11 protein-coding genes are annotated in these 13,602 nt (G+C 71.2%); 5 read left to right on the forward strand and 6 right to left on the reverse strand.

Annotation, left to right across the window (positions count from 1 at the left end; genetic code table 11):
* Positions 1–144: 144 nt before the first annotated feature.
* On the forward strand, positions 145–1,788 hold the full coding sequence (locus GA707_RS00105) for a vWA domain-containing protein (RefSeq protein ID WP_152176407.1): 1,644 nt from the start codon (positions 145–147) through the stop codon (positions 1,786–1,788).
* Positions 1,789–1,848: 60 nt separating this feature from the next.
* Positions 1,849–3,216, forward strand: a complete 1,368-nt coding sequence (locus GA707_RS00110) for a transaminase (protein WP_152176408.1) — start codon at positions 1,849–1,851, stop codon at positions 3,214–3,216.
* 57 nt (positions 3,217–3,273) lie between these two features.
* Here GA707_RS00110 and GA707_RS00115 read toward each other — a convergent pair whose 3' ends face one another.
* The 6 genes from GA707_RS00115 to rbfA all read right to left on the reverse strand — a co-directional run bounded on the left by GA707_RS00115 (position 3,274) and on the right by rbfA (position 11,011).
* Positions 3,274–5,265, reverse strand: coding sequence for a TIGR03960 family B12-binding radical SAM protein (locus GA707_RS00115; RefSeq protein WP_152176409.1), 1,992 nt, complete (start codon positions 5,263–5,265; stop codon positions 3,274–3,276).
* Between the two features lie 154 nt (positions 5,266–5,419).
* The gene (locus tag GA707_RS00120; protein WP_152176410.1) at positions 5,420–7,276 is read right to left on the reverse strand and encodes a long-chain fatty acid--CoA ligase; all 1,857 of its coding nucleotides are present in this window, start codon (positions 7,274–7,276) and stop codon (positions 5,420–5,422) included.
* Between the two features lie 172 nt (positions 7,277–7,448).
* A complete protein-coding gene (locus GA707_RS00125) occupies positions 7,449–8,579 on the reverse strand; it encodes an FtsW/RodA/SpoVE family cell cycle protein (RefSeq protein ID WP_226963419.1) in 1,131 nt (376 codons plus the stop codon).
* 7 nt (positions 8,580–8,586) lie between these two features.
* Entirely contained in the window at positions 8,587–9,576 is a 990-nt protein-coding gene (locus tag GA707_RS00130) for a bifunctional riboflavin kinase/FAD synthetase (RefSeq protein WP_152176411.1), read from the reverse strand.
* Positions 9,577–9,587: 11 nt separating this feature from the next.
* Positions 9,588–10,532: a tRNA pseudouridine(55) synthase TruB gene (gene truB / locus GA707_RS00135; RefSeq protein ID WP_226963420.1), complete on the reverse strand. Its 945-nt coding sequence runs from the start codon at positions 10,530–10,532 to the stop codon at positions 9,588–9,590.
* Positions 10,529–11,011, reverse strand: coding sequence for a 30S ribosome-binding factor RbfA (gene rbfA / locus GA707_RS00140; RefSeq protein ID WP_152176412.1), 483 nt, complete (start codon positions 11,009–11,011; stop codon positions 10,529–10,531). Before rbfA ends, truB begins: the two co-directional genes overlap by 4 nt.
* Before the next feature lie 118 nt (positions 11,012–11,129).
* On the opposite strand from rbfA, the gene GA707_RS00145 reads away from it, so the two are divergent.
* The 3 genes from GA707_RS00145 to GA707_RS00155 all read left to right on the forward strand — a co-directional run bounded on the left by GA707_RS00145 (position 11,130) and on the right by GA707_RS00155 (position 13,512).
* Complete coding sequence (locus GA707_RS00145) at positions 11,130–11,684, forward strand: hypothetical protein (protein WP_152176413.1); 555 nt, start codon at positions 11,130–11,132, stop codon at positions 11,682–11,684.
* A gap of 68 nt (positions 11,685–11,752) precedes the next feature.
* Positions 11,753–12,334 (forward strand): copper chaperone PCu(A)C, encoded by a 582-nt coding sequence (locus GA707_RS00150; protein WP_152176414.1) that lies wholly within the window; start codon positions 11,753–11,755, stop codon positions 12,332–12,334.
* Positions 12,331–13,512: a Dyp-type peroxidase gene (locus tag GA707_RS00155; RefSeq protein WP_152176415.1), complete on the forward strand. Its 1,182-nt coding sequence runs from the start codon at positions 12,331–12,333 to the stop codon at positions 13,510–13,512. The genes GA707_RS00150 and GA707_RS00155 overlap by 4 nt, the downstream gene beginning before the upstream one ends.
* The last annotated feature ends 90 nt before the right edge of the window (positions 13,513–13,602 follow it).

Genomic DNA, 13,602 nt, shown 5'->3' on the forward strand with positions numbered 1-13,602 from the left:
TCGCCGATGGCGGGACGATCCCGAACGCCGGCGTTGGGAGCTGGGGCCTCCCATGGGACTGAGCCCGCTTGCGCCTCGGCGGACCGCCGGGCAGGATCGACACGCCGAAGGACCGCGAGTGAGGATCCCGTCAGGAGGTGCGGTGTGGCTCCGACCGACCGTACGCCCGGTCGGCATGCCCGTGGCCGCTCCGGAGGGCGTCGGGAGCGCTCCCCGTCGATCGCCGGCGCGTCGTTCGCCGGAGGCTCCGAGGGGCCACCTCTGGGCATACTCCTCATCGTCGGCCTGCTCGTCGTGGGCCTGATCGCAGTCGTCGCCGTGCGCGCCCAACGCGAGAAGGCCACGACGTCCGCTCCCGCCCCGTGCGCCGACGCGGTGACGGTGTCGGCACCTCCCGGCCTCTCCGACGTGGTCGACGGGTATGCGGCGACCGGGGAGGGATGTGCCGCGGCGACCCTGGTCGCCAGCGGCTTGGCGGACGTCCGAATCGTCGACGGGCGCGAGGCGAGGGTCCCCGACACCGCGCTCTCAGATCCGGTCGCGAGCTCCCCCGTCGTGCTGGCGATGACCGAGGAGGCCGCCAGGGCCGCCGAGAGTCTGACCCAGCCCCTGTCCGGTGACGAGCTGCGAGCGGTCCTCGTCCCCGGCACCTGGGCGACGAAGGGCACCGAGTGGGGCGAGTTCCGCATTCGCCTGCCCGACCCGGACACCACCGCTGTCGGCGCGACCGGGGTGTCGGCGCTCGTGGGCGCCCTCGTCGGTTCCAGCACAGCCACGGTCGACCAGCTCCCGGCGGCCGTCTCGAGCGGAGCACTCGGGGCACTCGCCCGGGCGACCGAACCGGTGCCTGCGGACGAGCCGGCGTTTCCCGAGGTCGGCGGTGCAGCCGAGTTCACGCCCGTCGCCTCGGCGGTGGTGACGACCGAAGCGGCCCTCACCGAGTACCTCGGGAACGACGGGGCGGTGCCCGTCGTGGGCGTGGTGATCGGCGACGGGGCCGCTCATGTCCCGCTGCGGGTTCGCGGTTCCGCTCCCGAACTCGTGGACTACCTGCTCTCCGACCCGGGGCAGGAGGAGATCCGCGCGGCGGGCTACTACGGCGTGGACGGCAGCCCTCCGACGGCACGCGGTCCCGTTGCGGTCGACCAGCTCGCGGACGAGCCCGTCGTTCTGGACGACCGCGAGCTCGTCGCCGCTCCGGCGCTGCTCGGGGCCGCGCTACGGCCTCGAGACGTCGTCGTCCTGGTCGACACCACTGCTGAGATGTCCGAACCGGTCGACGGAGCCGGGAGCCGGCAGGCGGCCCTGGCCGTCGCCGCCGAGGACGTCGTGCCGGCGGGCGCGGACGTCCGGGTCTCACTCTGGCTCGGCACCCCCGAGGGCGCCACCGAGGCACTGAGCGCCCAGCCGGCCACCGATGAGACCCTGGAGGCGGTCCGGGACGAGATCGACGGTGCCGAGGTCGGCGGAAGCCCGGACCTCGCGGCCGCCATCCGCGAGACCCTCGCGTCCACGCTGGTCTACGACCGTGAGCCGGACCGCGAGCTCGTCCTGCTCGTCGTCGTGCCGGCCGGGCGCGAGCTGACCGACGAGCAGGAGTCCGCAGTCAGCGGATACCTGAGATCGGCGGTACGACCGGATCAGGACGTCCGCCTGTCGGTCGTGTCGGTCGGGGGTCCCGCACCAGACCTGGATCCCTTGGTCACGACCGGGCGCGGAGTCGTCGCGCCCGCGCCCACGGCGGCCGACCTCCCCGCCGCGCTCACGGCGGCCGTGGTCGGTCGCTGAGGTCGACCGCCGTCGCCACCCCCCTGTCGGCCGAGGCACGCCATCCATTAGGTTCTCGCCATGAGCCGTCTGAACCGGGAGCGCCTCGCGGCGCTCATCGAGCGCGAGCAGGCCGCCTACACCGCGGCCAACCCGCGAAGCGCCGACCTGTACGCGAACGCCACCAACCTCTTCGGGCGCGTGCCGATGACGTGGATGAACATGTGGACCGGCGGCTTCCCGCTCTATCTCGAGCGTGCCCAGGGCAACCGCGTCACCGACGTCGACGGGCACACCTACGTCGACTTCGCCCTCGGTGACACCGGTGCGATGGCGGGCCACTCCCCCGCGGCGACGGTCGCTGCCGTGACCCGACGGATGGGCGAGCTCGGCGGGATCACGACGATGCTCCCGACCGAGGACGCGCAGTGGGTCGGCGCCGAGCTGACGCGCCGCTTCGGACTCCCGTTGTGGTCCTTCACCCTGACGGCGACCGATGCCAACCGATGGGCCATCCGGCTGGCGCGTCTGGCGACCGGGCGACCCAAGATCCTCGTCTTCGGACACTGCTACCACGGCTCGGTGGACGAGGCCTTCGCGATCCCGGGTCCGGACGGCCAGACCGTCTCACGCCCTGGCAACGTCGCGCCCCCGGTCGACCCCGCTCTGACCACACGGTCGGTGCCCTGGAACGACCTCGGCGCCGTCGAGGTCGCGCTCGCGCACGGCGACGTCGCCGCGATCCTCACCGAGCCGGCCCTGACGAACATCGGCATCGTGCTGCCGGAGCCCGGGTTCATGACCGGCCTGCGCGAGCTCGCCAGTCGCTACGGCGCGCTGCTCATGATCGATGAGACCCACACCTTCTCCGCCGGGTGGGGTGGCGCGACGACGGCGTGGGGCCTCCAGCCGGACATCCTCGTCATCGGCAAGTCGATCGGAGGCGGGATCCCGAGCGGCGCGTACGGCATCACCGAGGAGGTCGCCGCGGCTGTGACCAGACACACCGAGGCCGGTGACGCGGACATCGTCGACGTCGGAGGTGTCGGCGGCACTCTGGCCGGCAACGCTCTCTCGCTCGCCGCCATGCGGGCGACGCTCGGCGAGGTCCTGACCGCGGAGGCGTTCGAGCGGATGATCGCACTCGCCACCGAGTTCACGGCGGGCGTGCAGACCACCCTCGACGAGCTCGACGTCCCGTGGACGATCGCCCAGCTCGGCGCACGGGCGGAGTACCGTTTCGTGCGCCCGGCGCCGACCAACGGCGAGGACTCGGCGGCGGCGGCCGACAGCGACCTCGACGCCTACATGCACCTCGCGATGTGCAACCGCGGGATCCTGATGACCCCGTTCCACAACATGGCGCTCATGGGTCCGGACACCCGCCAGGAGGACGTGGCCCGGCACACCGAGGTGTTCCGCGAGGTCGTCGGCACGCTCTTCGAGTAGCCGGCCACCGCATACGGCCGTTCCCTGGGGACCGTCCGCCCACGGCGGGCCGGCAGCTCAGGTCTGCCGTGCGCCGGCAGCGAAGCGGCTCGCGTCCGGGCGAACGACGGTGAGGGGCAGGAGGGTCTTGCCCGTCGGGCCGATCTCGATCTCGGTCCCCATCTGAGGGCAGACGCCGCAGTCGAAGCAGGGGGTCCAGCGGCAGTCGTCGACCTCGGTCTCGTCTAGAGCGTCCAGCCAGTCCTGCCAGAGCCACTCCTTGTCCAGACCGGAGTCGATGTGGTCCCAGGGGAGCACCTCGCTCTCCTCACGCTCGCGCGTGGTGAACCAGGCGACGTCGACGCCGAAGGCTGCGAGCTCGCGTTCGGCGCAGGCCATCCACCGCTCGTAGGAGAAGTGCTCGGACCAGCCGTCGAAGCGCCCGCCGTCTCGCCAGACCGCCTCGATGACCCGGCCGACGCGTCGGTCGCCGCGCGAGAGGAGGCCCTCGACGATACCCGGCTTGCCGTCGTGGTAACGGAAGCCGATGGAGGAGCCGTACCGCCGGTCGGAGCGGATCGCCTCGCGCAGCTTGTGGAGGCGCGCGTCGGTCTCCTCGGCGCCGAGCTGTCCGGCCCACTGGAACGGGGTGTGCGGCTTGGGGACGAACCCGCCGATCGAGACCGTGCACCGGATGTCGCGTCGGCCGCTGACCTCGCGGCCGGTCTCGATGACCCGCTTGGCGAGCTCGGCGATCTGCAGGACGTCCTCGTCGGTCTCGGTCGGCAGGCCGCACATGAAGTAGAGCTTGACCTGCCGCCATCCGGCGCCGTAGGCGGCCGCGACGGTCCGAATGAGGTCCTCCTCGCTCACCATCTTGTTGATCACCCGGCGGATCCGCTCGCTCCCGCCCTCGGGGGCGAAGGTCAGACCCGAGCGTCGGCCGTTCCGGGTGAGCTCGTTGGCGAGGTCGATGTTGAAGGCGTCGACCCGGGTCGACGGCAGCGACAGACCGGTGTTGGTGCCCTCGTAGCGGTCGGCGAGGCCCTTGGTCATGGTCGCGATCTCAGAGTGGTCCGCCGAGGACAGCGAGAGCAGGCCGACCTCCTCGAAGCCGGTGGCCGCCAAACCCCGTTCGACCATCTCGCCCACCCCGGTGATCGAGCGCTCGCGCACCGGTCGGGTGATCATCCCGGCCTGGCAGAAGCGGCACCCCCGTGTGCAGCCGCGGAAGATCTCGACGGACATCCGCTCGTGCACCGACTCGGCGAGCGGCACGAGCGGCTGCTTCGGGTAGGGCCAGGCGTCCAGGTCCATCACGGTGTGCTTGGCCACCCGCCACGGCACCCCGGAGCGGTTGGGTGCGACCCGCTGGATGCGTCCGTCGGGAAGGTAGTCGACGTCGTAGAACGCCGGCACGTAGACCCCGCCGGTGCGCGCCAGGCGCATGAGCAACTCCTCGCGCCCGCCGGGGCGGCCCTGCGCCTTGAACTCGGCGACGATGTCGGTCACTGCGAGCACGGCCTCCTCTCCGTCTCCGACGATCGCGGCGTCGACGAAGTCGGCGACCGGCTCCGGGTTGAAGGCCGCATGGCCGCCCGCGATGACGAGCGGGTGCTCGTCGGTGCGGTCCGCCGAATGCAGCGGGATCCCGGCCAGGTCGAGGGCCGTGAGCATGTTGGTGTAGCCCAGCTCGGTCGCGAAAGAGACACCGAAGAGGTCGAAGTCGGCGACACTGCGGTGGGCGTCGACCGTGAGCTGCGGCACGCCGGCGGCCCGCAGCTCGGCCTCGAGGTCGGACCAGACGGCGTAGGTGCGCTCGGCCAGCGCGTCGGCGCGCTCGTTGATCACTTCGTAGAGGATCATGACGCCCTGGTTCGGGACGCCGACCTCGTAGGCGTCGGGATACATCAGGGCCCACCGCACGGTGAGCTCCTCACCGCCGGGCCCGAACCCGCCGACGTTCCAGTCCTTGACGGTGGAGTTGAGCTCGCCGCCGACATACTGGATGGGTTTGCTCACCCGCGTCAGGAGCGGCTCGAGCGCGCTGAAGTGGGACTCGCCAGGCATCCCACAAGGGTAGGTGCCCGTCCGGGCAGTCCCAAACCACCGTGTCGCGCGACCCCTTGCGCACGGGTGTGGACGACATACGGGACGCGCGAAGGCGCCCGCCCGGGTGGGTGGACGCCGTCGCGTCGAGGGGTATGCGGTGGTCGCCGGCGGACTACCCCTGGTAGTGCGCGTCGAGCAGGTCCTTGTACTTTTCCGAAACCACCTTGCGCTTGAGCTTCATGCTCGGCGTCAGCTCGCCCTCCTCGATGGTGAGGTCCTTGTCGAGGATGGTGAACCGCTTGATCTGCTCCCAGCGGTTGAGTCCGAGGTTGAGCTCGTCGATGTAGCCCTGGACCATCTCGCGGGCCTGGGGGGACGTGACCACCTCGGCGTAGGACTTGCCGGCCATGCCATTCTGCTTGGCCCAGCCCTCCATCGCCTCGGGGTCGAGCGTGACCAGGGCGGAGACGAAGTTGCGATCGGCGCCGTAGACCACGAGCTGGGCGACGTAGGGGCAGATGCCCTTGAACGTGGCCTCGATCGTCGAGGGGGCGACGTACTTGCCGTTGCTCGTCTTGAAGAGGTCCTTCTTGCGGTCGGTGATCTTGAGGAACCCACGCTCGTCGAGCTCACCGATGTCGCCGGTGTGGAACCAGCCCTGCATGTCGAGCACCTCGGCGGTCGCCTCGGGGTTGTTGTGGTAGCCGTCCATGATGCCCTCGCCGCGGAGCAGCACCTCACCGTCCTCCGCGATCATGACCTCCGTGCCCGGCACCGGCCACCCGACCGAGCCGATCTTGAACGCCTTGAGCCGGTTGACGAACGCGGCCGACGAGGATTCGGTCAGGCCGTAGCCCTCGGCGATCTTCAGGCCCATGCCGTAGAACCACGCGGCGACGTCCTGGTTCAGGGCCGCCGAGCCGGAGATGAAGAAGCGGACGTTGCCGCCGAAGCGGTCGCGGATCTTGGTGCCGATGATCTTGTCCGAGATCGTGTGCTGCACGGCAAGCAGGCCCGTCGGCTCCTTGCCCTCGGACTGCAGCGCGGCGACCCGGCGCCCCACGTCGGAGGCCCAGCGGAACAGCTTCAGCTTCAGCCCGCCCTCCTCCTCCATCATCATGCCGATGCGGGCGTAGACCTTCTCGAAGATGCGCGGGGCAGCGCCCATGAAGGTCGGCTTGACCACCGCGAGGTTGTCGACGATCTTGTCGACGCGACCGTCGATGGCCGTCGGGAAGCCCATCTGGATCGGGAACGTGAGGAGCTGCTTGCCGAAGACGTGGGCGAGCGGCAGCCAGAGATACTGCAGGTCACTGGGCCCGAGAATGTCCATCGCCGTGACATTGGCCGACTGGTAGGTCCACGTGCTGTGGAGGAGGCGGACTCCCTTGGGGCGGCCGGTCGTGCCGGAGGTGTAGATGATCGTCGCGAGGTGCTCGGGACGGGTTCCGTCGATCCGGGCGTCGACCGCGCCGTCGTCGGTGGCGAGGACGTCCTTGCCCAGCGCCGCGAGGTCGGCGAGGGTGATGACCCAGTCGCCGTCGGCGTGGCCGTCGAAGACGACCACCTTGTGCACGCCAGACACCTGCTCTCGGATGCCCCGCAGCTTGTCGACCTGCTCGTCGTTCTCGGCGAAGACGACGACCGTCTCGGAGTCCTGGATGATGAACGCGACGTCCTCGGGGATGGTCGTGGGGTAGATCGTGGTCGTGGCGGCCCCGGCGCACATGTTGGCCAGGTCGGCGAGCGCCCACTCGATGCGGGTGCCGGAGGCGATGGCGACCCGCTGCTCGGCTTCGACTCCGAGGGCGATGAGGCCGGCCGCGAGGTCGTAGACCTTGTCCCGCGTCTCGGCCCACGTCATCGTCTGCCACTGCTCGGATGCGTCGGGGAACAGGAACGCCTTGGCGTCCGGTGTCTCGGTCACCCGGTTGCGGAAGAGGTGGCCGACGCTCGGAGCCCGGTCGGTCAGGAGGCTCTGGTCGTACTTCTCGTCGGACGGAACGTGATAGGTCTGCGCTGCGGGCATCGTTGTCCACTTTCGGGAGGTCGTGCAGGGTCCGCCCGGCCGCTGGGACGGGCGTCCCCGTCATCGTTTCACACCCCTTCGGAGCCGTCTGCGCGGCCGGAGTGAACTGCACCACGCTCGACCTGGGACGACTCCGGCCGCTCCCCGGATGACGACCCGGCGACGAGCCGGTTCAGGGACGCCGGGTATGGCGGTGCACGCCCAGGACGATCCCGATCGCCAGCCAGCAGGCGAACATCGAGGAGCCGCCATAGGAGAGGAAGGGCAGCGGCAGACCGGTGACCGGAGTCAGCTGGAGGTTCATGCCGACGTTCTCGACGACCTGGGCCGTGAACCACGCGGCGACGCCCGCGGCGACGAGGTGCGTGAAGGCGTCCTCGCCCCGGATGCCGACGAGGACGGTGCGCGCGATGAGGAACGCGTAGACGAGGAGGATGCCGACGGCGCCGAGGTAGCCGAGCTCCTCGGCGGCGACCGAGAACACGAAGTCGGTCTCCTGGAACGGGATGAGCCCGCCCTGCGTCGATGGACCCTGGAACAGCCCCGTGCCCGTCCAGCCGCCCCGGCGAACCGCGATCCCGACCTGGGTGATCTGGTAGCCGATTCCCAGCGGATCGGCCTGCGGGTCGAGGAAGACGGTGATTCGGTCGCGCTGGTAGGCCGACAGGAACGGCGAGAACCAGACCAGCACGGCGCCGAGGACTCCGAGGAGCGCCCCGAGCAGGATCCACCGGGCCCGAATGCCGGAGACCACGAACATGCCGGTCGCGAGGACGGCGAGCACGGCCGCCGAGCCGAGGTCCGGCTGGCGGATCACGAGCAGGACCGGAAGCCCGGCGACCGCGGCCCCGGCGGCGAGCCGCCCGGCACCGAGACGCTCCCCCCTGTCCAGGGGTCCGGCGAACAGGGCCGCGACGGCGAGGATGACCGAGACCTTGGCCAGCTCGGACGGCTGGATGGACAGACCGATCGGGAGCACGATCCATGACCGGGACCCGTTGATCGTGGACCCGAGCGGTCCGAGAACCGCCAGCAGACCGCCGATGCCGACGAGATAGGCGGCCGGGGCCGCCGTACGCAGGACGCTCGGTGGGATGCGCATGACGACCAGCGCGAGGGAGAGTCCGATGCCCGTGTTGAGCAGGTGCCGGATGAGGTAGGTCGGCCCCGCCTCACCCCGGGTCGCGGACCAGACCAGCACCGCCCCGATGAGCGAGAGGCCGAGGGCTCCGACGACCAGCCCCACGTCGACGTCCCGCCACCGCGTCCCGGCGCGGACCGGAGCCTCGGACAGCCGACTCACGGCGGGATCAGGGAGCCGTGACGGGAGGCGCAGGAGGAACGATCGCCGCCGTGAGGACCTCGCGACACCGCTCGACGTCACCCGACATCGCCTCGAGCAGAGCCTCGACCGAGTCGAACCGGATGGTCGGACGGATTCGCTCGACGAACTCGACCATCACGGTCTCGCCGTAGAGATCGAGGTCGGTGCGGTCGAGGACGTAGGACTCGACACGCCGGGCCCGTCGGCCCTCGAACGTGGGGTTGGTGCCGACCGAGACGGCGGCGGGAAGGGTTCGCTCGGAGTCGCTCGGGTTGAGTTCGACCCGGGTCAGCCAGCCGGCGTACACCCCGTCTGCGGGGATCAGGCCGAGGCTCTCGGGGCTCATGTTCGCCGTGGGGTAGCCGAGCTCCCGACCGCGGTGGTCGCCGTGCACCACCTCGCCGACGAGGCGGTGGGGACGGCCGAGGATGGTCGCCGCCTGGGCCACCTCGCCCGCGGCGAGGTGGCGTCGCACGGCCGAGGAGGACCACCGCTCGCCCTCACCGACGTCGTCGATGACGATGACCTCGAAGCCCATCTCGTCGCCGAGCTCGTGCAGGAGGGCGACATCGCCGGTGTAGCCGCGACCGAAGCCCCGGGTGTCGGCCCCGACGACGAGCGCCTTGACCTGCAGTCCGTCGGCGAAGGTCCTCGTGATGTACTCGCGCGCGGTCTGCTTCGAGAACTCCTCGTCGAAGCGCAGGACGAGCAGCCCGTCGAGCCCGGTCGAGGCGAGGATCTCGTCCCGCAGCCGGCCCGGCGCGATCAGCTCGGTCTGGCGCTCCGGGTGGAAGACCGTCACGGGATGCGGCTCGAACGTGACCGCGACGGCGGGCACGTGATGGCGCCGGGCCGCCGTGATGACGGCGGCGATGATCGTCTGGTGACCGCGGTGCACGCCATCGAAGTTGCCGAAGGTCGCGACGCACGGCCGCAGGGAGTCGGGCGTCTCGGCGAGCGAGTTCCAGCGGTGCACGAGTCGGAAGTCTACGAAGTCGCAGGGGCGAAGACGACATGGGAGCGCGTCCTGTCCCGGCTCTCGTCGATCATCGCGACGAGGCGGCCGTCGGGACCGATCGCGGCAATGGGCTCGGACCGTCCCGGCTCCAGTGACGGGATCCGGGCCCCGTGCCCGAGGGCCCTCGCCTCGTCGGCATCGACCTCGCGGACGGCGAACGAGGTGCGCGCGACCGCCGCCAGATCGAGGACCGGCAGCCCCTCCCCGCGCTCCACCAGGGCGACAAGCTCCTCTACGGTATGCGCGAGGTCGAGCCCGAACCCGCCCACCCGGGTGCGACGCAGGGCGGCCAGGTGTCCACCGCATCCGAGGGACTCACCCAGGTCGCGCGCGAGGGCCCGCACGTAGGTTCCGGAGCTCACCGTCACCTCGACGTCGACGTCGAGAACGGTCGCACCGTGCACCTCGATCTCGGAGACGGACCGGACGACGAAGCGGGACACGGTCACGGGCCGAGGGAGGAGGCGGACCTCCTCGCCGGCCCGGACCCGCGCATACGACCTCTTGCCGTCGACCTTGATCGCACTGACTGCGCTCGGGACCTGCTCGATGTCCCCTGTGAGGGCGGCTACGGCGCGCGCGACCTGCTGCGAGGTCAGGCCCGCGGCCCCGGTGGCGGCCACGACCTCGCCCTCGGCGTCGTCGGTGAGGGTCGCCTGGCCGAGCCGGACGGTGGCGGTGTAGTCCTTGTCGCACCCGACGAGGAAGGTGAGCAGGCGCGTGGCCCGACCGATGCCGAGGACGAGGACGCCGGTCGCCATCGGATCGAGGGTGCCCGCGTGACCGACCTTGCGGGTGTGCGCCAGACGACGGGTGCGGCCGACGACGTCGTGACTGGTCCAGCCGATCGGCTTGTCGACGACAAGGACACCCTCCGGCACCGGTCGGGCCGGCGCGTCCGGCGGTCCGCTCACCGCTGGGCGTCGCTCGGCTGCGGCGCTGCCGGTGAGTCGCCGAGCGACTCGTCGTCGTCGGCCCGGTCCTTCCGGTAGGGATCCTCGTCGCCTGCGTACCGAGCCGCACTCGCGGCGGCCGCGGTCGCGGCGTCACGCTCCTTGGCCTCGCGAAGGAGGTCCTCGATCGCGGCGGCGGACTCGGGAATGGCGTCGGCGAAGAACTCGACCGTGGGAGTCAGTCGGATGCCGATCTGCTTCCCGACGAACGAACGGATCCGCCCCTTGTTCTTGGCGAGGAGGGCGGCGGTGCGCTCGTGCTGGCCCTCGTCGCCGAAGACCGTGTAGTAGATCTGGGAGTGCTGCAGGTCGCCGGACACCTTGACGTCGGTGATCGTCACGAAACCCAGCTCGGGGTCCTTGATGAGGGAACCCAGGTTCGCGGCGACCACTTCCTTGATCCGGTCGGCGATCTTGCGGGCGCGTGCGGCGTCGGCCATGGCAGCCTCCTGAGACGAAGTCGGATCGGGGTACAGACGACCCTAGGCGATGCGAGCGACTGGAGCGAAGAGGCGCCTCGTCCGCGGTCCGCCCACGGGGCGGTATACGGTAGGGGGTATGCACGCCCCGGCCCGTCTCGGACCTCGGCTCGCGCGTGCGCTCCTCCTCGGCGGCTCGGGCATCGCCCTCGGCTCGATGGCGCACCTCGAGGCAGCCGGGTCCGGATCCGGGACAATGGCGGCACCAGCCCTGGTGGGAGCCTCTCTCGTGCTGACGCTGGCCTGGGTGGCCACGGCCCGACGGGTGTCGTGGCCCGTCATCGCGCTCGTTCTGGCCGCCGGTCAGGTCATCATCCACAGCGCACTGGTCATGGGAACCGGTGTGCCCGGCGTCGGCGGCTCGCACACCCATGGTTCCGGCCCGAGCCTGACCGCATCGACGACGGCCGACCCACGGATGCTCGCCCTCCACGTGACCGCCTGGGTCCTGCTCACCTGGGCCTTCACACTCGGCGAGCGGGCCCTGTGGCGTTCCGTGGAACGTCTCGCCGCCGGGGTCACCAGGGCGTGGTCGCCACCACCGCGCCCCCGCTCGGCCGGCGCCGCGCCTGTGACTCCCGCTTCGGTTCTGGCGCCCGGGACCATCCGGGGACGCGCGCCTCCGGTGTTCTGACGCTCTCGCTACCCGTCAGACCCCCGCTCGCGCACCCACGCGCGCCCCTTCGAAGGAACCGACCCCGTATGCGCCTCTCCCGTTCCGCCGCCATCCTGGCGGCAGCCGCGTTCGCCCTCTCCGGTTGCGGCACCAGCGATTCCACGTCCCCACAGTCCGTCCCGCCGACAACCGCCGCGGTGGACGATGGCGACTCCCAGGCCGCGCCGGCCCTGATCCTCCTCGTCGACGGCTGGGCCAAGGCCGTCGAGCAGCTCCCTGACGCCGGCGCGATGCCCGCGATGACCGGCGTCTTCGGCACCCTGACGAACACCGGCGATGCCGATATCCGGCTCGTCGGCGGTTCGAGCCCGGTGGCGGGCACCGTCGAGCTGCACGAGACGGTCATGTCCGATGCGGGGATGGTCATGCGCGAGGCGGACGGAGGACTCGTCGTCCCGGCCGGAGGCTCGCTCGTCCTCGAGCCCGGCGGCCACCACATCATGCTCATGGACCTCACCGGGCCGGTGCCCGCCGGGGCGGACGTCGAGGTCGTCCTGCAGTCCGAGGACGGCGCCGAGGCCACCGTGGTGGCGCCTGCGCGGACCTTCGCCGGGGCCGAGGAGACGTATGCGCCGGCTGAGCCCGCGCATACCTCCTCCGACTCGTGACCGCCCGCATCGGCCGCCGCCGACTGGTCGCCTCGATCGGGGCCGTCGCGGGTGCGAGCGCGCTGGGCGGCTGCGCCGGGTCCGGGGAGGTGTCCCCGGGGTCGGCAGCGACGAGTGCGCCGACCACGAGACCCTTCCATGGCCGGCGGCAGTCGGGGGTCGACGACGTGCCGCAGGCCTTCGCCGCCTGGGTCGCCCTCGACCTGGCACCGGGATCCGACCGCGACACGGTGCGCCGGCTCATGTCCGTCTGGACCGACGACATCGCTCGACTCACAGCTGGCCGCGGCACCCGAACCGACCTCGAGCCGGAGCTCGCGCAGCGTCCCAGCGAGTTGACCGTGACGGTCGGATGGGGACCCGGCGCCTTCACGGCCGCCGGAGTGGCGGCGCCGGACTGGCTGCGTCCGCTGCCGCCGTTCGCGATCGACCGGCTGGAGGACCGCTGGAGCGGCGGCGACCTCGTGCTCCAGGTCGCCGGGGAGTGCCCGGTGACGCTCTCGCACGCGGTTCGTCGCCTGGTGACGGGGGCGGCGCCGATGGCGACGCAGCGGTGGGTCCAACGCGGGTTCCGCGAGACCGGCGTCGACCATGGGGGCCAGCGCATGCGCAACCTCTTCGGCCAGGTCGACGGCACCGTGAACCCGGATCCCCGTCTCGCGGACGACGAGGCGATCGTCTGGGACGACGGATCCGTCTGGCGCCGCGACGCCACAGCCATGATCGTTCGTCGCATCGCCATGGATCTCGACGGGTGGGACCGCGCCGACCGTCGCTCCCGGGAGCACGCGGTCGGTCGCCGGCTCGCGGACGGAGCGCCGCTCACAGGCGGGTCCGAGCTCAGCCCTCCCGACCTGGAGGCGCGCGGCCCTGACGGTTTCCCCGTGATCGACACCTTCGCCCACATGCGGAGGGCGATGCCGGCGAACCCTCTCGAGAGGTTCCTCCGAAGGCCCTACTCGTACGACGACCCGCCGGAGTCGGTCCGCACGAGCGACGCGGGGCTGGTGTTCGTGGCCTTCTGTGCCGACCCGATCCGACAGTTCCTGCCCGTGCAGGAGAGGCTGGCCCAGGCCGACCTGATGAACCTGTGGACGACGCCGGTCGGGTCGGCGGTCTTCGCCGTCCTGCCGGGGTGCGCGGCGGGAGAGTTGCTCGGCGGCGACCTGCTGTCGTGATGTGCGAGGGCGGCCTCGCGATCCTGATACCGCCCGGGCCGAAAGATGGTCCGAAGGGACCATCATCCTGCGATCCTCTGGTCCGGTGTT

This window comes from Nostocoides sp. F2B08, from assembly GCF_009184895.1.
Classification (GTDB): Bacteria; Actinomycetota; Actinomycetes; order Actinomycetales; family Dermatophilaceae; genus F2B08.